This is a genomic window from Mesorhizobium sangaii, assembly GCF_014207355.1.
GTDB classification, from domain to species: domain Bacteria; phylum Pseudomonadota; class Alphaproteobacteria; order Rhizobiales; family Rhizobiaceae; genus Mesorhizobium; species Mesorhizobium sangaii.
Genome location: NZ_JACHEF010000005.1, coordinates 44723 through 68460, shown reverse-complemented (window position 1 = coordinate 68460; position 23738 = coordinate 44723). Strand labels below are relative to the sequence as shown.

Below are 23738 nucleotides of genomic sequence, written 5' to 3'. Positions count from 1 at the left end.
CCTCGCATCTGTTTGGTCGGGATCACGCAAGCGGCATTTTTTTGTCCGGAAGCGACATAGCGCTTGCAACGATACGAAAATCGACATAAACATATGTTTATATCTTTTTCAAAGAGAATACGCTGATGCATGTCTCGCTCGACACCATGGTGGACACATTGAAGGCGGCGGCCGAATCCAGCCGCCTGCGCATATTGGCACTGTTGTCGCGCGGCGACCTCACCGTTTCGGATCTTACCGAAATTCTCGGCCAGTCGCAGCCGCGCGTTTCGCGGCACCTCAAGCTGCTGCTGGAGGCCGGGCTGATCGGCCGCTACCAGGAAGGGTCGTGGGCCTTCTTCCGCCTGTCGGATGCGGATTCGGCGCGCGACTTCGTGCTGGGGTTGGTTTCCAGCATTCGCGGCGCCGACCCCCAGGTCGAGCGCGATCAAGAGCGACTGGGCTCGGTCAAGCGCAAGCGGCAGGACCGCGCGGCTGAATATTTTTCGGTGAATGCGGCAAGCTGGGACCATATCCGCTCGCTGCATGTGCCGGACCGCGCCGTCGAGGCCGCGATGCTGAAGCTGGTCGGCAAGCGGCCGTTCCAGTCCATGCTCGACCTCGGCACCGGCACCGGGCGCCTGCTCGAAATCTTTTCGCCACTGTACCGGCGCGGTGTCGGCATCGACATGTCGCGCGAGATGCTGACCGTGGCGCGCGCTAACCTCGACAAGGCAGGCGTTTCGAATGCGCAGGTGCGGCAGGGCGACATCTTCGCGCCGCCGGTCGAGCGCGACGCCTTCGATCTCGTCACCATCCACCAGGTGCTGCACTATCTCGACGATCCCGCTCGCGCCATCCACGAGGCGGCCCGGCTTTTGCGTCCGGCCGGGCGGCTGGTCATCGTCGACTTCGCGCCGCACACGCTTGAATTCCTGCGCGACGAACACGCGCATATGCGGCTCGGCTTTTCCGACCGGCAGATCGCCGACTGGTTTGCGGAAGCCGGCCTCGATCTCGAGGACAGCCAGGAGTTCGAGCCACGCGGCGGCAACGAGGCCAGGCTCACCGTCAAGCTCTGGCTTGGCCGCGACCGGCGCCTGCTGATCGCCGATCCTTCCAACGACACAAGGCAGATAAGGGAAATTGCCTGATGAACCAGTTCCGCTTTTCCCGCCGCCCAGACATTGGCGACAAGGTCCGGGTTTCCTTCGAGTTCTTCCCGCCCAAGACCGACGAGATGGAGGCACGGCTGTGGGACACGGTGACCCGGCTGGAGCCGCTGAAGCCGAAATTCGTCTCGGTGACCTATGGCGCCGGCGGCTCGACGCGTGAGCGCACCGCCCGCACGGTAAAGCGCATCCTGACCGAAACCGGTATTCCGGCCGCGGCGCATCTGACCTGCGTCGGTGCAACGCGCGACGAGGTCGACGCGGTCATCCAGGATTACAAGTCGATCGGCATCAACCGATTCGTAGCGCTGCGCGGCGATCCGGCCTCGGGTGTCGGCGAACCCTATCGCCCGCATCCCGGAGGCTACGAGAATGGTGCGGACCTGGTCGCCGGACTCAAGATGATCGCGGATTTCGACATCTCAGTCGCGGCCTATCCGGAAAAGCATCCGCAGAGCCCCGATTTTGCCACCGATATCGAGATGCTGAAACGCAAGGTCGACAATGGTGCGACGCGCGCCATCACCCAGTTCTTCTTCGACAATGATCTCTACGAGCGCTATGTCGAGCGCGTCCGCCGCGCCGGCATCTACATCCCCATCGTGCCGGGCATCCAACCGGTTCACAGTTTCAAGCAGGTCGCGAACTTTTCCGCGAGGGCGGGCGCGCATGTGCCCGGCTGGCTGGCGGAGCGGTTCGAGGGCCTGGACCAGGATCCGCAGACGCATGCGCTGGTGGCGTCGGCGGTGGCGGCCGAACAGGTCATGGATCTGGTCGAGCGCGGGGTCGGCGATTTCCATTTCTACACGATGAACCGAGCCGATCTGGTTTTTGCCATCTGCCACATGATCGGCATCCGCTCACACGAAGCCGAGCCGGCCGGTACCGCCGCGGCTTAGAGCAATTCCCCGTTCGGAATTGCGTCAAGCAAAGAGATTCAAAAGGGCTTCCGAAATGCAAAAAGGCCGGGTAAAGACCCGGCCTTTTTCGATGGTTTTGACTATGTGGTGCTGGTCTTCCCCGTCTTGGCGGGTCAGGGAAGAAAGCCCATAATGAGGGCTCCGATGAAGGCGAACGCAGCACAGATCATCAATGCGTTGATAGGCCTCGTAAGTCCCATGACATAGCCTCCTCTTAAAGAGCTATGTCCGAGAGTCTAGGTTCATTTGTGCCACAGGCAAGCGAAAAATGTGCTGCATTGCGACGTGATTGCCAGATTTGCGACCCGCCTTTTGCCGTTAGGCATTGAAACTCTTCGGCAAAAACCCGCTTCAGACCTGTGAACAAAATGTGGCGGCGATGTGTCACTATCGTGTCATGGCAGCGCTACCGCGGCGCTCTATCGCCTTCCGAACAGCCGTCCGTCGATGGTGACGAGGCCAAGTGCGATCAGCACCACGCCGCCGATTTCGAACAGTTCGAGCCGTTCGCCGAGGAACAGGAAGCCGAGCAGCATGGCGCTGGCCGGCACGATGAGCGTGACCAGCGAGGCATTGGTGGCGCCGGCCGAGGCGACGAGGTTGAAATAAAGGATGTAGGCGAAGGCGGTGGACAAAAGCGCCAGAGCCAGCACCGCCGCCCAGACCGGAGGCGAGGCGGAGAACAGACCGGCCGGGCCATAGGTGAAGAGCACGATCGGGATCATGATGATGGTCGAGGCGGTCAATTGCCCCGTGGCGATGACCGGCGAGGGCACGCCCTTGAAGCGGCGCGCAACCATCAGCGCCACACCATAGGACAGCGAAGCGCCGATCAGCGCGAATTTGGCCCAGACCGGGCCGCTGAGCCCGGCAAGCAGGCCGGGGCCGATCATCACCGCCGTGCCGGCGACCCCGAGCGCAATGCCGGCGAGCTTGTTCCAGGAGAGTTTTTCGTCTGATGTCAGCGCGTTGGCGAGGATCAACGTCCAGAACGGTGTCGTTGCATTGAGTACAGAGGCGACGCCGGCGCCAAGCTGGGTCTGGCCGGCGAAGATCAGCGAGAAAGGGATGACATTGTTGGTGAACGCCAGCAGGAAGAACAGGCCGGCATGGGGAAGCGCGAGGCGAAAGGACGGTCCGCGAATGGCCAGATACAGCTGCAGCGCGATCGCCGCGATGGCGACGCGAAACAGCACCAGCACCAGCGGATGAAGTTCCGCCACCGCGATGCGGGCGAAGAAGAACGAGCCGCCCCAGATCGCACCGAGCAGCAGGAGCTGTCCCCAGTCCTTGAGCACCATCGGTCCGCGTGATGCTGATGTCGCGGCCATTGCCATGTCACTCGTCCTCCCCAGACGGCCTCAATGCCGGCCGGTCAGCCAGAACGCATATAGGGTCGGGCGACAAGGGCCACCCGAAACCTGACTGATGGCAAACGTTGCGGCCAAAAAATTCGCGCCGCTGCGTCAGTGCCACGAGACACAGAATTGTTTTCATTAGCCGCTAGCTTGGATTAATTGTGCGCAGCCGACATGAGGATTCGTCCATGCAGCGATTCGAGAATGCCCGCGAGGCGGCACTGGCGCTTCGCCCGGACGATCCGATCTATTGCTTCCGCCCGCAGGTGCTGATGGCGGATGCCAGGCAGTTCATGGGCATGTTCCCCGGCAAGACCGCCTATGCGGTCAAGACCAATGGCGAGCCGATCGTGCTGAAGGCGCTGGTCGAGGCCGGCGTCACCGCTTTCGACGTCGCCTCGCCCGGCGAGTTCGCCGCCGTGCGCGCGGTCTCACCCGATGCCGAGATGCTCTACATGCATCCGGTAAAGGCGCAGTCGGACATCAAGCTGGCACTGGAGAAGTACGCCATCCGTGTCATTTCGCTCGACCATGAGGACGAGATCACCAAGCTGACACGGGTGGTGCGGGCGCTCGACATCGATCCGGGCGCGATAGCCGTGTTCGTGCGCATCCAGACGAAAGGATCGGCCGCCTACGAACTGTCGAAGAAGTTCGGCGCCGGGCCGGCCTATGCGGTCGAGCTGGCCGAGCGGCTCAACCGCACCGGCTACAAGGTCGGCCTGTGTTTCCATGTCGGCAGCCAGATCGAGGATCCCGACACCTATGAGCGGGCGCTGGCCTCTGCCGACTGGGTGCGCAACCGCCTGACCTTCGACATTGCCGGACTCGATGTCGGCGGCGGCTTTCCGGCCGAATACGGCCACGACCCGAATCGCAAGCAGATCGAGATGCCGTCGCTCGGCCAGATCATGTCGCGGCTTTCCGGCGACCTGAAGGAATACCAATTCGACCAGATACCGCTGGTGGCCGAGCCCGGGCGGGTGATCGTGGCGCGATGCCTGTCGCTGATCGTGCGGGTGCTCTTGCGCAAGGGCAAGCGGCTCTACATCAATGATGGCATCTGGGCGTCGCTGTCGGACTCCTGGACCGGCAAGATCACGCTGCCGGCGCGTTTCATCCCCGATCCGGCGATCCGCTCGCGCAATGGCGAGGAAAAGAACATCGTGCCATTCAAGGTCTGCGGCGCGACCTGCGATTCCGTCGACATCCTGTCGCGGCCGTTCTGGCTGCCGGAAACGGTCGACACCGGCGACTGGATCGAGATTGGCCATATCGGCGCCTATTCGCTGTCGCTCCGGACCCGCTTCAACGGCTTTTACCCCGACACCTTCGTCGAGGTGACGACGCCGTTCGACGAAGGCGACGCGCCGCAAGGGTTTGCGAGTTTGGAGACGATGGCGGATTAGCGAATAGCGAAGATTTGCCGAGCCGGGGGGAAAAAGGAGTTACCTCTACTCGCTCTCACAGGTTCGCCAGCAACTCCGGTGTCGGCCAGCCATCCACCGGCAGGCCAAGGCGCATCTGCTCCTTGCGGATGGCTTCGCGGGTGTTGGTGCCGAGGATGCCGTCGACCGTGCCGACATCGTAGCCCCTGGCTTCCAGCTTGGTCTGCAGCGCCTTCAGCTGCTCGTTGTTGAGGCCGGTCTCGGGATTGCGCGGATCGAACTGTGGCGCGCCTGCCAGCCTGGCGGCGAGGTTGGCAGCGGTCAGCGCGTAGGTGAAGGACTGGTTCCATTCGAGATAGACGTCGAAATTGTCGTAGGTGAGGAAGGCTGGCCCCTTGCGGCCCATCGGCAGCGCGAGGCCCGCTTTCAGGCCGTTGTCGACCAACGGTGCGCCGCTGGGGTAGGTGACACCCCATTGCGCCCATTGCGTCAACGGCAGCTTGTTGGTGCGTCCGGTCTGGTCCCACGGCATGTTGTCGGGTACGCGGACTTCCTGGATCCAGGGCTCGTCGCGTTTCCAGCCGCGCGACAGCACCTTGTTGGCGGTGGTCATGATCACATCCGGCACGCTGCCGCGCAGGTCGACCTTGCCGTCGCCATCGCCGTCGACGCCGCGCGCCAGATAGTCGGAAGGCAGGATCTGCGTCTGGCCGATCTCACCGGCCCAGGCACCCCTGACATCGGCCGGCACGACGCCGCGGTCGATCAATTCCAGAAGCGGCACCAGTTGAGGCCGGAATAGTTGTGGGCGGCGGCAATCATGTGACAGCGTCACCAGGGCGCTCAGCGTGTGGAAATCGCCCTGCACGGCGCCGAAATCGGTCTCCAGCGCCCAGAAGGCGGCGATGATCGGTGCCTGGACGCCGAATTGCTGGTCGGCACGGGCGAAGACATCGGCGTATTTCTTCATGTTCGCCGCACCCTGCTTCAGCCGGTAGGCCGAGATCATGCGGTTGGAAAATTCGGTGAAGGTCTGGGTGAAGACGCCCTGGGCGCGGTCGCGCGCCAGGACCTTGTCGTCCAGGGTGGCATCCTCCAGCGCGTCCAGACCCACGGCACCGACACCGGCCGCCTTGGCTTCCGCCGCCACGCCCTGCTTCCAGGCTTCGAAGTCGCCGCCACATTCCTGCGCCATCGCCGGCAAGGCCGTGGCGCACAAGAATAGCGCCGCGAGGGCTTGGGAACGCAGTCGCATCAGCTTCCTTTCGAACGAATGAGGGCATTTGTCGTGCCCCCCTCGGAAGCCCAACGCCCTTGATTACCGGCGGTTGCACTCTTTGCCGCTGGCTGTATCGAAAAGCAAGCGGCAGGCCCGGTGTCAACGGTGTTCTGCCGCAGCCCCTTATTCCAGGCGGCTTCGTTGCCGTTGAACCGGTGTCAACGGTGTTCTGCCGTAGCCCTTATACCGCACTGCCTCGCTGCCACTAAACCGGGGTCAGCGGGTGTTCTGCCGCAACCACTTGTTCCACGCGGCTTCGCTGCCGTTGAAGACGTTGATGTCGGACTTGCCGGTCATGCCCGGAACGATTCCGGTTCCGGTGTATTGCCAGAACGTGAAGGGGTGACTGCCGTATTTTTCGCGCGGATGGCCGGCGACGGAACGCAGCCAGTAGGGATAGCCGCGGAAGGTCGATAACTGGTTGTCGTCGAAGAAGTCGACCGAGGTGTAGATGATCGGCTTCTTGCCATAGTGTCGTTCGACGATTTCGAGGAAGGTGGTCATCTCCGCGCGCACCGTGGCGGCATCGGGACGCAACCTGCAAGTTGGCGATTTCGGGTTCCACTCCATGTCGAGGACCGGCGGCATGGCCGAGCGATCGACCGGGACGTTTTGGATGAACCAGCGCGCCTGCTGGGCGGCGGGCGTGCAGAAGTAGAAGAAATGGTAGGCCGCGCGCGGGACGCCGGCGGCTTTCGTGCGGGCCCAGTGTTCGTTGAAATATTCATCGAAGCGATCGCCGCCCTCGGTCGCCTTGATGAAAGCGAAGGAGATGCCGCTGGCCTTGGCGGCCGGCCAGTCGACCGAAGTCTGGTATTTGGAGACGTCGGTGCCGTGGACGGCATAGTTCCACGGTGCGCCGCTTTCCCATTCATGCGGCTTGGAATCGGCAAAGCGCGGCGCACGCACGGCAACTGTCGTCGGGCTACTGGACGCAGACGGCGACAGCGGCGAGAGATCGTCCACCGTCGAGCAGGCGCCAAGCAGCGTCAGCATGATGAGGCCCGCAAGACGGCGCATCGCAACTCCCGAGCCGGATTCAGCCGGTCGCTGATGGGTCTGTGCATTGATGGCCGGCGCTTGGTCTGGCCCCCGACGGACGATCGCCCCACAGCATCGTCCGGTATCTTCGCTTTCATCATGCCGTTGTCCCAAAACCGCTGCGCACTTTTGGGCGACATGCATCCAGTGATCGCCGAACATGGTTGATATCAGGTTGACGGCGCTCGACAAGCACTGCGATTTTGCGGAAGCAATGGCGGCAAATCGATGACAAGCGTCAGGCACGGGCCTGGGAGGAAACAAATGCGGATCGTCGCCAAGATCGTCAGATGGCTGCTTGGCCTGGTCGTGCTGGCGATCGCCGCGCTCTTCGCCTGGCTCTACATCGCGCCGCCGGAAATGATCCGCGTCGGCTCGGGCTATTCGGCCAAGATCGTCTGCTCGAACGTCTTCATTGCCGGTCGAGACGCCAATGAGGTGCTCAAAGTCGACGTGCAGGCGCCCGGGCACCCGCTGCTGCGGTTGATGCGGGTCTCGGTGGACAAGAATAGGGGAACCGTCTCGGCGGGCCTGCTTGGCTTCCTTGGCAAGAGCCTCGCTGTCGCCCGTGACGGGCTGGGCTGCGCTTCGGTTCCCGATGGCGATGTCGGCAAGGCGCGGCGGACGGCGGTCTATGCCGAACCCTCGGCGGTCAGCCAGGGCGCACTGTGGCCCGAGGGCGAACGCGTCGAGCCATCTCAGGATCCTGTGATTGGAAAGCTGCTCGACGATGCGGCGCTGACCGGCAGCGGCATGCGCGCGGTGGTGGTTGCAAAGAACGGCCGTGTTGTCGCCGAGCGCTATGGTGCGGGCTTCTCGGCAAAGACGCCGCTGCTCGGCTGGTCGATGACCAAGACGGTGAACGCCGCGATCGTCGGCACGCTGGTCAAGGACGGCAAGATGGCGGTCGACAACAAAGGCCTGTTCGCGCCGTGGAAGGCGGATGGCCGCGCCGCGATCAGCCTTGCCGACATGATGGCGATGTCGAGCGGGCTGGAGTTCAACGAGGACTATGGCGACGTCGCCGACGTCACGCGCATGCTTTATCTCGAACCCGACATGGCAGGCTTCGCCGAAGCCAAGCCGCTGGCGGCCGAGGTCGGCAAGCTGTTCTCCTATTCGAGCGGCACGGCGGTGATGCTGTCGCGCCTCTGGCAGAACGCGATCGGCGACAAGGGCAAGGCGCTGATGTGGCCGCGCACCGCGCTGTTCGAGCCGCTCGGCATGCACAGCGCGGTGCTCGAGACCGATGAACAGGGCACCTTCGTCGGCTCGTCCTATCTCTATGCCACGGCGCATGACTGGGCCCGCTTCGGCCAGTTCCTGCTGCAGGGCGGCGTGTGGAACGGCAACCAGGTGCTGCCGGCTGGCTTCGTCGACTGGATGCGGGAGCCGGCAGCCGCCTCGAAAGTCTACGGCAAGGGCCAGTTGTGGATCGAGGCTCCGGGCGACGAGAAGAAGCCCGGCGCCGGCGTGGCGGCGGGGCTGCCCAAGGACACCTATTGGATGGAAGGCCATGACGGGCAGACGGTCACCATCATTCCCTCGGAGCGGCTGGTGGTGGTGCGGCTCGGGCTGACGCCGGCTAAGCTCGGCTACCGCCCTCAGGCGATGGTAGGGGCGCTGGTGACGGCGCTACATTAGCTTCTACGGACGCGGCCCGATCACGCCGAGCCAGGCATAGCCGCGATAAAGCGTGCGGAAACGGAAGCTTGCACCGGTTCGACGAGATTCCGATTCCAGAACCTCGCGCAGAGTCGAGCGCGGCGCGACATGGAACTTCTTGAGCCAGCCACGCAGCAACGCCCGGAACCAGCCTGGCAGGCCTTCCTGCTGACCGAAATCGACGACGTGCAGCGAACCATTCGGTGACAGCGCAGCAAGTGCCGCCGACACCGTCTTTTCCCAGCCAGGGATCATCGACAGCGAATAGGATACGAAGATGCGGTCGAACCGTTCGACACCGTAAAGCGCGCCCGCGTCGAAGTCGGTGGCGTCGCCCCTCGCCAGAGTGACGCGGCCCGACAAGCCTTCGCGGGCAATGGCAGTGCCGGCCGTCTCCAGCATTTCGGCCGAAATATCGAGGCCGAAGAAGCGGGCGTCGGGGTAGCGACGGGCGGCCAGGATGATGTTGCGGCCGGTGCCGCAGCCGAGTTCAAGCACGGTGCCACCAGCCGGTACGTCGAGCCCCGAGATCATCAGGTCGCGGCCGAGCAAATAGTATTTGCGGGTCAGGTCATAGATGTGGCGCTGCCAGCGGTAGACGCCGTCCATCAGTTCGGCATGGTTGGCCGGCAGTTCGGTGGTGCTCATGCCGCGCGCTTCACGTAGAGATGGAAGCCGCCATAGATGGCCGAGCGGTCGCGGGCCGAGAATTCGCGCGACGCCTCGTCCTGATAATTCCACTGGTCGAGCAGTGAGCTGGAAACCCGACCGGGCAACAGGCTGGGCTCGGCGGCGGTGCGGAAGATGACGCGGGCGCCGGCCGACGCGGTGCGGGTGATTTCCGCCCACAGCGCATTGAGCTGGTCATCGGTCATCCAGTCCTGCGCATCGAGCAGGATGAAGCGGTCGACCGCGCCTGCATCCTTGCCGGCAAGGAACTCGATCAGGTTGGCATGGTGGATGGCGACGCGGTCGACATTGCCGCGGATGGTCTCGTAATTCTCCTTTTCGAGGTAGGCTGGCAGGGCGGCCTCGCCGGGGTTCGGATAGCGGCGGGCAAAAGCCTGCCAGGCGAAGTAGTTGTTCACCAGCGGAAAATCGCAAGCGAGCTTTTCCAGCCGGGCCTTGAGCACACTGGCCATGGTGCCGTCACCGGAGGTGATCAGCGAATCGTACTGCGCCGGTGGAATGCCGAGGCCGAACAGCGAAGCTTTGCGCGATGTCGCCCATTTCAGCAGCGGCTTGTCGAAGACCGGCGCCAGTTCCTCGTTGAAGAAGCGGCGCTGTTCGCCGATGTTGCGGGCCTGCATGATGCCGGCAGGATCGACGCCGAAGAACTTTGCCGTGCGATGGCCCATGGCGATGAACAGGCCGAGCAGGCCGGTCTGGTAGAAATTGCGATCGAAGACAGCGATGCGCCGGCGGCCGCGCCAGTTGCGGCGCTCCCAATAGTGACGGCTGACCGGGTCGAGATGCGGCGCGATGAAACGATCGTAGGCTTCCGAATTGTGGCTGGTGTCGGCGGCGCCGAAGAAGCGGAACAGATCGCCCTGCGAAGGCAGGTGGCGCACTGCCTCCAGCTTCATGCGGTTCAACGCGATATGCGCTGCATTGAGGTCGACGGCGTCAATTTGTGCCGGCGAACGGGTCAGGTAGGCGAGGATGTTGCAGCCGCCCGAGGCGATGGTGACGACGCGGTGACCCTGGCCAAGCTGCATCGCCTCCATGTCGACATCGGGGTCCTCCCAGATCTGCGGGTAGACGAGGCCGGAAAACAGGAAGGCGAACAGCCGCTCCGAAATGCCGGCCTTCGACAGCGGGCGGTTCTGGTAGACGGCTTTTCCAACTTCCTTGCCGCGGCGAAAAACCAGATCTGCGGAAACGTCCGTCATGGCAAGGTGATTCCCCATTTGCTTTGGCGCAAGCGGGTAGCGCAGGGTCATGACAGGCCGGTGACAGCCTGTTGACGCAAGTTCAGGCCTTGCCAAACCCGCCCGGCGTGGGCGTCGTCAGGATGACGGCGTCACCGGCCTGAAGCACGGTCTGGTCGCAGGCCTTCAGCACGTCGATCGTGCCGTCCTTGCGGCGGACCTTGGTCGACCCGACTTCGCCGTCGCCGCCACCGTCCAAGCCTTGCGGCGGGCGGTTGCGATGCGAGGACAGGATTGCGCATTCCATCTTCTCGAGGAAACGGATGGTGCGCTTGGTGCCGTCGCCGGCGCTCCATCTGCCTTTGCCGCCGGAACCTTCCCGGATGTGGAAATCCTCGAGCAGCACCGGAAAGCGCAGTTCCAGCACTTCCGGGTCGGTGAGGCGCGAATTGGTCATGTGGGTGTGGACGCCGGAAGTGCCGGCAAAGCCGCGGCCGGAGTTCATTTGGCCGGCGGGTGAGCCGGAACAGATCGTCTCGTAATACTGGTACTGCTTGTTGCCGAAGGTCAGGTTGTTCATGGTGCCTTGCGCATTGGCCATGGCGCCCATGGCGCCGAACAGCGCGTTGGTGACGTGCTGCGAGGTCTCGACATTGCCGGCGACAACGGCGGCAGGATAGGCGGGTTTGAGCATGCAGCCGTCAGGAATAATGATGTTGATTGGCCGCAAACAGCCGGCATTCATCGGGATCATGTCTTCGACCATGACGCGGAAGGCATAGAGGACGGCCGCGCGGGCAACCGGCTCGGGCGCATTGAAATTGTTCTTCATGACCGGCGACGTGCCGGTGAAGTCGACTGTCGCTTCGCGACGTTGCCGATCCACCGTGATCTTCACCTTGATGAGCTGGCCAGTGTCGGTCGGATATTCATATTCGGAAGCGTCCGGCAGCCGCTCCAGCACGCGGCGTACGCTTTCGGCTGCGTTATCCTGGACATGGCCCATATAGGCTTCGACGACATCGAGGCCGAAATGCGCGACCATCTTGCGCAGTTCGGCGACGCCTTTCTCGTTGGCGGCGATCTGCGCCTTGAGGTCGGCGATGTTCTGGTGCGGATTGCGGGCCGGCCAGGGATGGTCGGTGAGCAGCGTTTCCAGCTCTTTCTCGCGGAAGCGGCCGCGATCGACGATGCGGAAATTGTCGAACAGCACGCCTTCCTCGTCGACCGTGGTAGCCAGCGGCGTCATCGAGCCCGGCGCCGTGCCGCCGATATCGGCGTGGTGGCCACGCGAGGCGGCCCAGAAGAGGATTTTCTGCTGGGCGTCGTCGAAAACCGGCGTCACCACGGTGATATCGGGCAGATGCGTGCCGCCATTGTAGGGGGCGTTGAGGGCAAAGACGTCGCCGGGGTGGATGTCGCCTGAATTCAGCCGGATGATGGTTTCGACCGAGCGATCCATGGAGCCAAGATGCACCGGCATGTGTGGCGCATTGGCGACAAGCGCGCCACTGCGGTCAAAGACGGCGCAGGAGAAATCCAGCCGCTCCTTGATGTTGACGGAATAGGCGGTGTTCTGCAGCGTCACGCCCATCTGCTCGGCGATCGACATGAACAGATTGTTGAAGACTTCCAGCATCACCGGATCGGCCTCGGTGCCGAGCGCCGCCTGCCGGTGTTTCTCCTCGACGCGACGCAGCAGCACATGGTTCTTGGCGGTGATCTCGGCCTGCCAGCCCGGCTCGACCACGATCGTCTGGTTCGGCTCGATGATCAGCGCAGGGCCGGCAATTCTGTGCCCGGGCTTGAGCCCTTCGCGGCGAAGGATGCCGGCGTCGCGCCAGATGCCGTCGGAAAAGATTTTTCCAACCTCCGAAGAACTTGCGGCGATGTCTTCGAGCGCGGAATCGCTTTCGTCGCGTCCCGTGCCGCCGGTGTCTGTGCCCTCGACGCCGACGGTCTCGACGATCATCGGCTTGTTGTCATAGACGAAACCGAACTGCGCCTTGTGGGCCATTTCGAAGTCGCGCTTGGCCTTGAAAATCGAGTCTTCCTCGAAATTCACCGGCAGTGTCGTGTCGGTGCCGTCATATCGAATGTGGAGCACCGGCTTCGCGGCAACCCTATCCTCGGCGATGCCCTGCACTGCGAATTCGGCGAGGACGGCTTTTCTCAAGGTGGCAATCAGGTTGCCGATCTCGGTTCTGGACTCTTCCGCCAGCGGCTTCAGCAGCGCCTGCTGGCGCGAGGCGAAAACCGAGGACAAGCCGATGCCATAGGCCGACAGAAGGCCGGAGAAGGGATGAATCAGCACCGCTTCCATGCCGAGCGCGTCGGCAACCAGGCAAGCATGCTGGCCGCCGGCGCCACCGAAGCAATTGAGCAGATATTCGGTAACGTCGTAGCCGCGCTGGACGGAAATCTTCTTGATGGCATTGGCCATGTTTTCCACGGCGATGGTAACGAACCCTTCGGCGACAGCCTCCGGCGTGCGGCCATCGCCGATTTCGGCGGCCAGCGCGGTGAAATTTTCGCGCACCGTCTCGACGTCGAGCGGCTGGTCCTGGGCGGGACCAAAGATCTTCGGAAAGAAATCGGGCTGCAGCTTGCCCAGCATGACATTGGCGTCGGTAACGGCCAGTGGGCCGCCGCGGCGGTAGGCGGCCGGGCCGGGATTGGCGCCGGCGGAATCGGGTCCGGCGCGGAAACGGCCGGCCTCGTAGTGCAGGATCGAGCCGCCGCCGGCGGCGACGGTGTGGATGCGCATCATCGGCGCGCGGATCCGTACGCCGGCCACCTCGGTGTCGAAGGCACGCTCATATTCGCCGTCATAGTGGGCGACATCGGTGGAAGTGCCGCCCATGTCGAAACCGATGACCTTGCCGAAGCCGGCAAGCTTCGCCGTCTCCACCATACCGACAACGCCGCCGGCCGGCCCGGATAACAACGCATCCTTGCCCTGAAACATATCGGCGGCGGTCAGGCCGCCGGAAGACATCATGAACATGAGGTGGGGAGCTTGGCCGGGCGCCGCGCCCAATTCCCCAGCCACCTTCTGCACATATCTCGACAGGATCGGCGACAGATAGGCGTCGACAACGGCGGTGTCGCCGCGGCCGACCAACTTGATCAGCGGCGACACCTCATGGCTGACGGAAACCTGGCCGAAGCCGAGCTTTCGGCAGACTTTTGCCACCGCCTTCTCGTGGTCTGGATATTTCCAGGCATGCATGAAGACGATGGCGACTGCGTCGATGCCATCGGCTTTCGCCTGCTCGATCGCCGGCCGGCAAGAGGCGATGTCGAGCAGCCGTTCGATGCTGCCATCGGCGCGCACGCGCTCATCGACCTCGATGACGCGCTCATAGAGCTGTTCGGGAAGGATGATCTCCTTGGCGAAGATGTCCGGCCGCGCCTGGTAGGCGATCTTCAGCGCATCCCGAAAGCCGTTGGTGATGAGCAGCAGCACCCGGTCGCCCTTGCGCTCCAGGAGGGCGTTGGTGGCGACGGTGGTGCCCATCTTGATGTCACCGATCAGGCCGGGCGGGATCGCGCCGGAGGACAGGCCGAGAAGGTCGCGGATGCCCTGGATGGCGGCATCGGCATAGGCTTCGGGATTTTCGGAGAGAAGCTTGCGCGGGTGCAGCCCGCCTTGCGGGTCGCGGCCGATGACGTCGGTGAAGGTGCCGCCGCGATCGATCCAGAAATCCCACGTCGCGGTCATGGCAGCTCCCGGCAGTTTCAGTTCGATGGTTCAACACATCCTGTTAGTTCGCCGTTGTCTGGCCGGCAATCGCAAACGGGCCAGATGATATTACATCCGGAAACGCAACGTTACGAAACTCATGGCCGTCTGATGCATTTCCCCTTCGACCGTTCACCACAACGTGAACGTGTAGTGAAGGAGAAATGTTATGAAAAAGCTCATTTTTGCGTCCGTTTCCGCCTTGGCGTTGCTTGGCGTTGCTGCCTGTAGCGACAGCGGCACGGACAACACCACCACCCAGAGCACCAATCCGCCGGCCACCGAGCAGCCGATGAAGCCGGCGACGCCGGAAGCTACGCCGCCGGCAGCAACGCCTCCGGCAACCGATAACTCGACCACGAAGAGCATCACACCCGAGAAGCCTGCCGAGCCGGCTCCGGCAACACCAGCTCCTGCGCCCGCGCAGTAGTCAGCAAAGCAGTACTGGTGTGATGATTGAGGAAGGCCAGCTGCGCGCTGGCCTTTCTCTTATTGTCTCGCCCTTGACTGTTCGGTTGCGCCAAGGCTGCGGCACTGTCCCGTCTTGATAGCAAGGGGCCGTGGCCCTAAGAAGCAGGCCATGTCGATTTGGGATCGCCTTGGCGAGTTCATCACACGCGTTTCATCCTCAACCTCGTCGGGCATCGCCGACGTCGTAGAGGCCGTGCGCACGGTCTTCTCCGGCGACGCCGACCTGCGCCGGCGTGTCGCCTTCTCGGTGGCGATGATCGCGCTGTCGGCAAAGATGGCCAAGGCCGATGGTATCGTGACCCAGGACGAGGTGCGCGCGTTCCAGGAAATATTCGAGGTACCACCGAAGGAGACGCGCAATGTGGCGCGGCTGTTCGATCTCGCCCAGCGCGACGTGGCCGGTTTCGAAACCTATGCCGAGCGGATGGCGCAGCTGTGCGGCTCGGGCCATTCCAACTGCGTGATGCTGGAAGACATACTCGACGGGCTTTTCCACATCGCCAAGGCCGACGGGCTGGTACATGAGCGCGAAGGCCACTTCCTGCATCGTATCGCCGAGATTTTCCGCATCGACGAGGCCCATTACGAGAGCATCATGGCGCGGCACGTCAATCTCGGCGCAGGTGATCCCTATGTCGTGCTCGGCATCGAACGCGGGAAGCCGTTCGAAGAGGTCAGGAAGCGCTATCGCAAGCTGGTCTCCGACAATCATCCGGACCGGCTGATCGCGCGCGGCCTGCCGCAGGAGTTCATCAAGATCGCAACTACCAGGGTGGCGGCCATCAACGCCGCCTATGAGATGATCGAGCGGGGCCTGCGGCACGCATGAGCGGCTTCCTGCCCGACGAGCCTAGCGCCGAGGTCAGGGTATCGCCGAATTTTGGTCCGCGGCGCGACACTCTCCGGCCCGACATGATCGTGCTGCATTACACTGGAATGGCGACCGGCGCCGGCGCCGAAGCGTGGCTGTGCGATCCGGCCAGCGAAGTCTCGTCGCACTATCTCGTGCACGAGAATGGCCACATCGTTCAGATGGTCAGGGAAAACGATCGCGCCTGGCACGCCGGCAAGAGCTCGTGGTTCGGACGCGCCGACATCAATTCCTGCTCGATAGGCATCGAGATCGTCAATCCGGGACATTCGCTGGGCTATCCCGGTTTTCCCAGACGGCAGATCGATGCGGTGATCGGCTTGTGCGCCGGGATCGCAGGTCGGCACTCGATTGCCGCCGAGCGAGTGCTGGCGCATTCCGACGTGGCGCCGGGGCGCAAGGTCGATCCGGGCGAGAAGTTTCCATGGCGGACGCTGTTTGCGGCCGGCGTCGGCCATCTCGTGGCGGCTGCACCCGTCAGGCGAGGGGCCGTGTTCAAGACCGGAGACACCGGCGCCGATGTCGAGGCGTTGCAGTCGATGCTGGCGCTCTATGGCTATGGCGTCGAGATATCAGGCATTTTCGACCGGCAGACGGAGATTGTCGTCGAAGCGTTTCAGCGGCATTTCCGGCCGTGCAAAGTGGATGGCGTTGCCGATGGCTCGACACAGCGGACGCTAGAAAGGCTGCTTGCTTCCGTAAGGTCTTGACCACGGGGGAAGCCGCAACCAAAGTCCTCTTTCCAGTCCCTAAGTTACAAGCTGTCACTCAAAGTGACTTGCCTGGCCTTGTTTGGCACCAATTCGAGCTTCAAACGGCTGGCGTGCAAGTTGTCGGACCCCACAGCCCCCGGATGTTCCGATATTGATTAGGCGTTGCTGCGTGAACACCTTCGCGCAGTTCAGACAGAACAGGATCACATGCAGAAATTGACCGTTTTAACGGCAGCTGTTGCTGCCGGCGTAATGACTTTTGCCTTCGGCGCCGCAAATGCCAGCCCGCGGGCGGATCAAGGGCTCGTCGAGGTATCGGCAAAACCCAGCAAGGCAGGCCATGACGCCAAGGCCACGAAGCGGTCTTCCGTGAAAATGGAAAAGGCAAGTTTTGCCAAGCCGAAGAAATCCGCCAAAAGGCAGACCAAGCGCAGTCGCAAGACCTTGGACATGGCGACAACGGCGTCGATCGGCCTCAGGAACGCGGCTGCGTCGACAGCAGCAGTGGCCGGCAGCGGTCAGTATTCGGCGATCGTCGCGCGCTATGCCGCGAGCTACGGCGTACCGGTTTCGCTCGCTCACGCAGTCATCAGCATCGAGAGCAACTACCGGCCGAACATGGTCGGCAGCGCCGGCGAGATCGGCCTCATGCAGATCAAACCGGCGACGGCGCGGATGATGGGCTACAACGGTTCGGCCAAGGGCCTCTTCGACCCCGACACCAATATCAAATATGGCATGAAGTATCTCGCCATGGCGCAGGATCTCGGCGGCGGCACCACCTGCGGCACGATCCTGAAATACAATGCCGGCCACGCGGCAACGCGGATGAACCCAGTGTCGGCCGCCTATTGCAGCAAGGTCAAGGTGCAGATGGCGGCGCTTTAGCCGATCGGTTGCGTGTAGCCGGCCCGAGCGGCCGGCTTTTTCGTTTGCGTTTTCGAGCGTGAACCCCTTTATACGCCTTGCCAGCTGGCCGGGCGGCCGCACCCGCAACAGCCGAAAGGCCGCGGGTGAGGAAAGTCCGGGCTCCATGGAGACACGGTGCCGGTTAATGGCCGGCGGGGGCGACCCCAGGGAAAGTGCCACAGAAAGCAAACCGCCACGATCCAATCGGGGCAAGGGTGAAAGGGTGGGGTAAGAGCCCACCGCGCGACTGGCAACAGGAGCGGCACGGTAAACCCCACCGGGAGCAAGACCGAATAGGGGCGGTGCGAGGGGAAACCCTCGAGGGCTGTTTCCGGCTCACCGTCCGGGTAGGTTGCGTGAGGCGCATGGCAACATGCGCCCAAGATGAATGGCCGCCACGTTCTCGCCTCGCAAGGGGCGAGGGCCATACAGAACCCGGCTTACAGGCCAGCTGGCAATTCTCTCCTCGACATTGAAAAGAAGTCTTTTGAGATCAACAGGTTGCGTCCTCGGGCGCGCCTGTTGAGTCAAACCGTTCAGCTATTTGCCGCTGCAGAGGGAACTGACGGATTGCTTGAAATAGGTGCGATTAAATCGTACCATCGGCCAGAGAATGGCATCAGGAGCCTATCATGGGACAGGTCGACAAACGCAGCATCACGCTGTCGCCGGAACTGGCGCGGGCGGTGGATGACGTCGTCGCGGCCGGCGAATACGCTTCGGCGAGCGAGGTGATCCGCGATGCGCTCCGGCAATGGAAGGACCGGCGCGATCTGCATGGCTACACGGTCGAGGAGTTGCGCAAGCTGGTCCAGGAGGGGATCGACAGCGGGCCCGGGCGATTTGAATCGATGGATGACATCAAGGCTGAGGCGCGGAGACGCTTGCGATCTGACGACGCAGCATGAATTTGCTGCCCATCGTTCGGAACGCACGCACAGAAGACGACCTGATCGCAATCTGGCTTCATATTGCACGCGACAGCGAGGTTGCAGCCGACCGGTTACTCGATCGCATCGCGGCGCGGTGGCAGCAACTGACTACCTATCCCTTCTCAGGCGCGCCGCGCGACGATATCTCGCCCGGCATCCGCCACTTGGTGGTCGGCGATTACCTCACTCTGTACCGGGTCGGTGACGACGCGATCGAAATCATCCGCGTGCTGCACGGCAAACGCAAGATCGAAGCCGACGACCTCGGTTCGTGATCGACGCCCCGGTCAGCCGCTGATCTTGTCCAGCGACGCCTCGATCGCCTTCCAGAGCTCTTCCACCGGCTCACAACCGACCGAGAGGCGAACGAAACCGGCGGCAACCGCATCGCCTCTCTTAGATCGGCGCTCGGCGGAGCTATGGACGCCGCCAAAGGATGTTGCGGCCTGCATCAGATCGCAGTTGTTGATGAAATCCTCGGCCTTGTCCTCGGAGGCGAGCTCGAAAGAGATGAGAAAGCCGAAGCGCTCCATCTGGGCTCGGGCAAGGTTGTGCGATGGGTCGCTCTCCAGTCCGGGAAAACGCAGGCCGCTGATTGCCGGGTGGCCCTTCAGCCGCCGTGCGATCACTTCCGCCGAAGAGCACATGCGGTCGAAGCGCACATCCAGCGTTTCGAGGCCGCGATGCACCAGCCATGCCTCGAACGGTCCGGGAATGCTGCCAGAGATTTCTCGCCAGCCGGTCAAGGCGGCGATGATATCGGCATTGCGGCTGGCGACGTGGCCGAACAGCACGTCGGAATGGCCGTTGGGCGCCTTGGTGTCGGCGGCAACGACGATATCGGCGCCATGGTCGAGCGGGCGCTGGCCGAAGGGCGTCATGGTCGTGTTGTCGACGGCAAGGAGCGCACCGGCCATTTGAGCGGCTTTTGCAACGGCCGCGATGTCACAGATATCCAGTCCGGGGTTGGCCGGGGTTTCGACAAAGGCGAGGCGGTAACCTTCGAAGCCACCGTCGAGGAAGGTCGATGTCGGCCTCATATCGTAGGTGACGCCAAACGGCTTCAGGAAGCGATCGGCCAATGCCCTTGTCGTGTGGTAGCCGTCCGAAGGCAGCAGGATACGGTCACCAGCCTTGAGCAGGGCGAAAAACACCGAACAGGTTGCAGCCATCCCGGACGGAAAGGCGACGCAGGGTGCACCTTCCAGATGCGCCAGCATATGCTCGACCGCGTCCCAGGTCGGGTTGCTGAAGCGGCCGTACTGATCGAAACCGGCGGCGTCGCCGGGCGTGTGATAGATCGCGGCCATGGTCAGCGGCAGCGGGATCGGATCACCCGTGGCGAACCCTCTGTCGCGCAGATGGGGAAGTGCCGCAGCGCGTGCGTTCGCTGTTTCAGACATCGATTCTCAGACCCTCTGGTGACCCACTGGATGCGGCGAGACGCTATGCCGGGCGGTGGCTCGCGGCAAGGCGCGTCCGGTTGGGCCAGGCGGGTCTAAACGCTTCGTTAGGCTTAATGGACCATAAAGACGAGACGTGCCGTCAAGGCTGCTCTCATTGGTCGCGGCGTGCGTGTTTGTGAAGCCATTCCCGTTGACGCCCATAGTGCCCCATGATATCCCATTTCGATACTCAAGCCTTCGTTCCGCGTCAGGGTAAAGCGTACGCCAATCGGGCAGCCGCGGCGGCTGCGCGTTTGCCGGTTTTTGCCCTTATGGACGAGGCTGATACGGGGCAGGGAGCGCGCTGCGGCGGCGCGTGCGACAAGATGGAGAGGGGTGCGGCGGCGCAAGCGGCTGCGACGTTTAATGGACCGGTTTCTGTCAAATACGGTGAGCAGGATCGATGCGAAGGGGCGGGTTTCCGTTCCGGCGCATTTCCGTGCCGTCGTGCAGAAGCGCGGCTATTCGGAGCTCTATGGGCTGCGCTGCCTCGATCAGCCGGCAATGGATGTCGGGGGACTCGACCTGCTCGACCGCTACGAGCAGCGCATCGCGCTCGAAGATCCCTTCCTGCAGACGGCGGACGACATGTCATTCTTCTGCCATGGCGATGGCGCCTTCCTGAAGCTCGACCAGGACGGCCGCATCACGATGAGCGATTTCATTCGCGAGCATACCGGCATTTCGGCGGAGGTGGCCTTTGTCGGGCGCGGCAATTTCTTTCAGATCTGGGAGCCGGGACGGCTAGCCGCCTATGGGGCGCAGGCGCGAGTCCGGCTTTTGCAGCTTCGGCAGGGGACGAAGCCTGGGGAGCGACCGGAATGACGGTAGGCCACGGCGATGACCCTCACGCCGTTGGCGGATCGGCCCGCCACATTCCGGTCCTCCTTGGCGAAGTGCTCGAAGTGCTGGCTCCGGTGGAGGGCGACATCATCATCGACGGCACGTTCGGGGCCGGCGGCTACACCAAGGCCATTCTGGCGACGGGCGCTTCCGTCGTGGCGATCGACCGCGATCCGGATGCCATCGCGGCCGGGCGCGATCTCGAGGCGCAATCCGGCGGCCGGCTGAGGTTAGTGCAGGCGCCGTTCTCGACGCTGGACGAGCATGTCGAGAGCGCTGACGGCGTCGTGCTCGACATCGGCGTGTCCTCGATGCAGCTCGACCAGGCCGAACGCGGGTTCTCGTTCCGCGCCGACGGGCCGCTCGACATGCGCATGGCTCAAGCGGGGCTGAGCGCCGCCGATGTAGTCAATTCCTTCAAGCCGGGTGATCTCGCCCGGATCTTCGGTTTCCTCGGCGAGGAGCGTCACGCCGGCCGTATTGCCCGCATGATCGAGGCTCGCCGCGAAAAGCGGCCGTTCGAGCGCACGCTGGAACTCGCCGACGCCATCGAGACACATGTCGGCCGAGCGCCGAAGGACAAGATCCATCCGGCGACGCGCGTCTTCCAGGCGTTGCGCATCTTCGTCAATGACGAGCTTGGCGAACTGGCGAGGGCCTTGTTGGCCGCCGAACGCGCGCTGAAGCCGGGCGGGCGGCTCGCCGTGGTGACGTTCCATTCGCTGGAAGACCGCATCGTCAAGCGCTTCATCGCCGATCGCGCCGACGCCGTGACAGGCTCGCGCCATATGCCCGAGGCGAAGGCGCGCACCGCGACCTTCCGCAAGGCGGGTGGCGGCGTGACTGCCGGCGACGCCGAGGTCGCGGCCAACCCGCGCGCCCGTTCGGCCCGGCTGCGCGCGGCTATCCGCACCGAGGCACCGGCCCGCAGCAGCGACTTTTCGATCTTCGGCCTTCCAAAGCTTCCCGGCATCGACCGGCCGAGAGAGAGGTAAGCACGTGTTTCGTACCAGCGACATCGTCCTGATCGCCGTCATGGTTTCGGCGGCGGCCCTTACCTACAAAACCAAGCGCGAGGCCGAGGAACAATTGGCGGCGGTCCAGAAGATCCATCAGCAGATCCGCTATGAGGAGGACACGATCGACCTGCTCAAGGCCGACTGGAGCCTGCTCACCCAGCCGTCGCGGCTGCAGAAGCTAGCCGACCTCTACAAGTCGCAGCTCGAACTCCAGCCGGTCAGCGCCCGCCAGATCGTCGGCATCGGCGACCTGCCGGCCAAAGCCCTGGACATTCAGGACATCCTCAAAGGACGCGAGGGCGGCATGGCCGACAATTCCGACAAGGCGTCCCCGGACGGCAAGGATCCCGTTGTGACCGGAGGCATCGCCCAATGATCGGCAAACTGCTGAAGCGCAGCACCAAGGCCGGTGAAGGCGGATCTATCGTGGTCGAGGGCGCCCGCAAGGCGACCGGCGGCAAGGGCAGGACGCGTATCGTCATGACGATGGCGGTCTTCTTCGGCATCTTCGCGACGATTTCCGGACGGCTGGTCTATCTCGGCTTCCAGACCCCGGACATGTCGGGCGGCCCGCAGAGCCGGGTGACGGCGTCGCGGCCCGACATTGTCGATCGCAACGGCGAAGTGCTGGCGACGGACATCAAGACGGCGTCGCTGTTCGCTGAACCGCGGCGCATCGTCGATGCCGACGAGGCGATCGAGAAGCTGTCGACGGTGCTTCCGGAAATCGACTACGAGCAGACCTACCACAAGCTGAAGAGCGGCGCCGGCTTCGTCTGGCTGCAGCGGCAGCTGACGCCCAAGCAGCAGTCCGACATCATGCAGCTCGGCATTCCCGGTTTCGGCTTCCGCACCGAAAAGCGCCGCTTCTATCCGAGCGGCGAGACCTCGTCCTACGTTGTCGGGCTCACCAACATCGACAACCAGGGCATCTCCGGCATGGAGAAATATGTCGATGAACAGGGCTTGAGCGACTTGCAGGCATCGGGCCTGGCGGTCGCCAAGGATCTGAAGCCGGTGAGGCTTTCGATCGATCTGCGTGTCCAGCATGTGGTGCGCGACGAGATTGCCGCCGGCCTGGAGCGCTATCGCGCCATGGGTGCTGGCGCCGTTGTGCTCAACGTCAAGACCGGCGAAGTGGTGGCGATGGCCTCGGTGCCGGATTTCGATCCGAACAATCCTTATAATGCGCAGGAGAAGGACCGCCTGAATCGGATGTCGGCGGGGCTCTATGAGATGGGCTCGACCTTCAAGAGCTTCACCTCGGCCATGGCGCTCGATTCCGGCAAGGCGACGATGGCGAGCCGCTTCGACGCTTCGCATCCAATCCGGGTCGGCCATCAGGCCATTCACGATTTCCACGGCAAGAACCGTGTGCTGTCGTTGCCGGAGGTGTTCCTCTATTCGTCCAACATCGGGTCGGCGAGGGAGGCCGAGATGGTCGGCATCGAGGGGCACCGCGAATTCCTGCATCGCCTTGGAATTTTGGACAAGATGCAGACCGAACTGCCGGAAGTCGCCCGCCCGACTGAGCCGAAGATCTGGAAACAGGTTAATTCGTTCACCATCGCCTTCGGCCATGGCGTGTCGACGACGCCGCTGCAAGCGGCTGTCGGTTGCGCGGCGCTGATGAATGGCGGGTTCCTGATGAACCCTACCTTCCTGGTCCGCACACAGGCAGAAGCGATGGCGATGGCCAAGAAAGTAGTCAGCGAAAAGACGGTCGATGGCATGCGCTATCTCTATACGCTCAACGCCGAGAAGGGCTCGGCCAGAAACGCCAGGGTCCCCGGCTACCGCGTTGGCGGCAAGACTGGAACGGCCGAGAAGGTCATCAATGGCCGCTACTCGAAGGAATTGAATTTCAATACCTTCGTTGCCGCTTTCCCGATGGACGATCCGCAATACCTGGTGTTTACGATCGCCGACGCTCCGCACCCGGAAAAGCCCGGCATGACGGACGTCGCGGCCGCGAATGCAGGGGTTATCGCCGGCAATATTATCAAGCGATCCGCGGCCATGCTTGGCGTGAAGCCAGATTTCAGCCATGAAAATGGTGCAACGCTGGTTTCCTATCAGTGATTCTTAGGGCGCGCCGGCAACTGCGCGCTATTTTG

21 protein-coding genes and 1 other RNA gene are annotated in these 23738 nt (G+C 63.1%); 15 read left to right on the top strand and 7 right to left on the bottom strand.

Annotation, left to right across the window (positions count from 1 at the left end; all coding sequences use genetic code 11):
- Positions 1-125: 125 nt before the first annotated feature.
- Positions 126-1133 carry an ArsR/SmtB family transcription factor gene (locus HNQ71_RS23100; RefSeq protein WP_184874942.1) on the top strand — a complete coding sequence of 336 codons (1008 nt, stop codon included), beginning with the start codon at positions 126-128 and terminating at the stop codon, positions 1131-1133.
- Positions 1133-2050: a methylenetetrahydrofolate reductase [NAD(P)H] gene (gene metF, locus HNQ71_RS23095; protein WP_184874941.1), complete on the top strand. Its 918-nt coding sequence runs from the start codon at positions 1133-1135 to the stop codon at positions 2048-2050. The genes HNQ71_RS23100 and metF overlap by 1 nt, the downstream gene beginning before the upstream one ends.
- A gap of 440 nt (positions 2051-2490) precedes the next feature.
- Here metF and HNQ71_RS23090 read toward each other — a convergent pair whose 3' ends face one another.
- Entirely contained in the window at positions 2491-3408 is a 918-nt protein-coding gene (locus tag HNQ71_RS23090; RefSeq protein WP_184874940.1) for a DMT family transporter, read from the bottom strand.
- A 209-nt stretch (positions 3409-3617) separates the two neighbouring features.
- Here HNQ71_RS23090 and HNQ71_RS23085 point away from each other — a divergent pair, with 209 nt between their 5' ends.
- Positions 3618-4838 (top strand): alanine racemase, encoded by a 1221-nt coding sequence (locus HNQ71_RS23085; RefSeq protein ID WP_184874939.1) that lies wholly within the window; start codon positions 3618-3620, stop codon positions 4836-4838.
- Between the two features lie 55 nt (positions 4839-4893).
- Here the strand turns inward: HNQ71_RS23085 and HNQ71_RS23080 are convergent, their stop codons facing one another.
- Together HNQ71_RS23080 and HNQ71_RS23075 are read right to left on the bottom strand one after the other, a co-directional pair.
- Positions 4894-6072, bottom strand: a complete 1179-nt coding sequence (locus tag HNQ71_RS23080) for a lytic murein transglycosylase (RefSeq protein ID WP_184874938.1) — start codon at positions 6070-6072, stop codon at positions 4894-4896.
- A gap of 240 nt (positions 6073-6312) precedes the next feature.
- The gene (locus tag HNQ71_RS23075; protein WP_184874937.1) at positions 6313-7116 is read right to left on the bottom strand and encodes a glycoside hydrolase family 25 protein; all 804 of its coding nucleotides are present in this window, start codon (positions 7114-7116) and stop codon (positions 6313-6315) included.
- 285 nt (positions 7117-7401) lie between these two features.
- On the opposite strand from HNQ71_RS23075, the gene HNQ71_RS23070 reads away from it, so the two are divergent.
- Positions 7402-8781, top strand: a complete 1380-nt coding sequence (locus HNQ71_RS23070; RefSeq protein ID WP_184874936.1) for a serine hydrolase domain-containing protein — start codon at positions 7402-7404, stop codon at positions 8779-8781.
- Positions 8782-8784: 3 nt separating this feature from the next.
- Here the strand turns inward: HNQ71_RS23070 and HNQ71_RS23065 are convergent, their stop codons facing one another.
- The 3 genes from HNQ71_RS23065 to HNQ71_RS23055 are packed head-to-tail and all read right to left on the bottom strand — an operon-like array spanning position 8785 to position 14397.
- On the bottom strand, positions 8785-9450 hold the full coding sequence (locus HNQ71_RS23065) for a class I SAM-dependent methyltransferase (protein WP_184874935.1): 666 nt from the start codon (positions 9448-9450) through the stop codon (positions 8785-8787).
- Positions 9447-10745, bottom strand: a complete 1299-nt coding sequence (locus tag HNQ71_RS23060; RefSeq protein ID WP_184874934.1) for a BtaA family protein — start codon at positions 10743-10745, stop codon at positions 9447-9449. Before HNQ71_RS23060 ends, HNQ71_RS23065 begins: the two co-directional genes overlap by 4 nt.
- A gap of 31 nt (positions 10746-10776) precedes the next feature.
- Positions 10777-14397 (bottom strand): hydantoinase B/oxoprolinase family protein, encoded by a 3621-nt coding sequence (locus HNQ71_RS23055; protein WP_184874933.1) that lies wholly within the window; start codon positions 14395-14397, stop codon positions 10777-10779.
- A 190-nt stretch (positions 14398-14587) separates the two neighbouring features.
- Between HNQ71_RS23055 and HNQ71_RS35725 the strand changes: the two genes are divergently transcribed.
- From HNQ71_RS35725 to HNQ71_RS23020, 7 genes are all read left to right on the top strand, one after another.
- On the top strand, positions 14588-14848 hold the full coding sequence (locus tag HNQ71_RS35725; RefSeq protein WP_343068222.1) for a hypothetical protein: 261 nt from the start codon (positions 14588-14590) through the stop codon (positions 14846-14848).
- 150 nt (positions 14849-14998) lie between these two features.
- Positions 14999-15718, top strand: a complete 720-nt coding sequence (locus HNQ71_RS23045; RefSeq protein WP_184874931.1) for a J domain-containing protein — start codon at positions 14999-15001, stop codon at positions 15716-15718.
- A complete protein-coding gene (locus HNQ71_RS23040) occupies positions 15715-16470 on the top strand; it encodes an N-acetylmuramoyl-L-alanine amidase (RefSeq protein ID WP_184874930.1) in 756 nt (251 codons plus the stop codon). The genes HNQ71_RS23045 and HNQ71_RS23040 overlap by 4 nt, the downstream gene beginning before the upstream one ends.
- Positions 16471-16680: 210 nt before the next feature.
- Positions 16681-17361: a lytic transglycosylase domain-containing protein gene (locus HNQ71_RS23035; RefSeq protein ID WP_184874929.1), complete on the top strand. Its 681-nt coding sequence runs from the start codon at positions 16681-16683 to the stop codon at positions 17359-17361.
- Positions 17362-17441: 80 nt separating this feature from the next.
- An RNA gene (rnpB, locus tag HNQ71_RS23030) (RNase P RNA component class A) lies at positions 17442-17841 on the top strand.
- A 173-nt stretch (positions 17842-18014) separates the two neighbouring features.
- Positions 18015-18290 (top strand): type II toxin-antitoxin system ParD family antitoxin, encoded by a 276-nt coding sequence (locus tag HNQ71_RS23025; RefSeq protein ID WP_184874928.1) that lies wholly within the window; start codon positions 18015-18017, stop codon positions 18288-18290.
- Positions 18287-18589 (top strand): type II toxin-antitoxin system RelE/ParE family toxin, encoded by a 303-nt coding sequence (locus HNQ71_RS23020; protein WP_184874927.1) that lies wholly within the window; start codon positions 18287-18289, stop codon positions 18587-18589. Before HNQ71_RS23025 ends, HNQ71_RS23020 begins: the two co-directional genes overlap by 4 nt.
- Before the next feature lie 12 nt (positions 18590-18601).
- On the opposite strand, the gene HNQ71_RS23015 is transcribed toward HNQ71_RS23020, so the two are convergent.
- Positions 18602-19717, bottom strand: coding sequence for a cystathionine gamma-lyase (locus HNQ71_RS23015; protein ID WP_184874926.1), 1116 nt, complete (start codon positions 19715-19717; stop codon positions 18602-18604).
- 408 nt (positions 19718-20125) lie between these two features.
- On the opposite strand from HNQ71_RS23015, the gene mraZ reads away from it, so the two are divergent.
- Genes mraZ through HNQ71_RS22995 form a run of 4 tightly spaced genes read left to right on the top strand, consistent with a single transcriptional unit; the run spans position 20126 to position 23703 of the window.
- On the top strand, positions 20126-20584 hold the full coding sequence (gene mraZ, locus HNQ71_RS23010; protein ID WP_184874925.1) for a division/cell wall cluster transcriptional repressor MraZ: 459 nt from the start codon (positions 20126-20128) through the stop codon (positions 20582-20584).
- Positions 20581-21597: a 16S rRNA (cytosine(1402)-N(4))-methyltransferase RsmH gene (gene rsmH / locus HNQ71_RS23005; RefSeq protein ID WP_184874924.1), complete on the top strand. Its 1017-nt coding sequence runs from the start codon at positions 20581-20583 to the stop codon at positions 21595-21597. The genes mraZ and rsmH overlap by 4 nt, the downstream gene beginning before the upstream one ends.
- Before the next feature lie 4 nt (positions 21598-21601).
- Positions 21602-21997, top strand: a complete 396-nt coding sequence (ftsL, locus tag HNQ71_RS23000) for a cell division protein FtsL (RefSeq protein ID WP_184874923.1) — start codon at positions 21602-21604, stop codon at positions 21995-21997.
- Entirely contained in the window at positions 21994-23703 is a 1710-nt protein-coding gene (locus HNQ71_RS22995) for a peptidoglycan D,D-transpeptidase FtsI family protein (RefSeq protein WP_184874922.1), read from the top strand. The genes ftsL and HNQ71_RS22995 overlap by 4 nt, the downstream gene beginning before the upstream one ends.
- Positions 23704-23738: the final 35 nt, after the last annotated feature.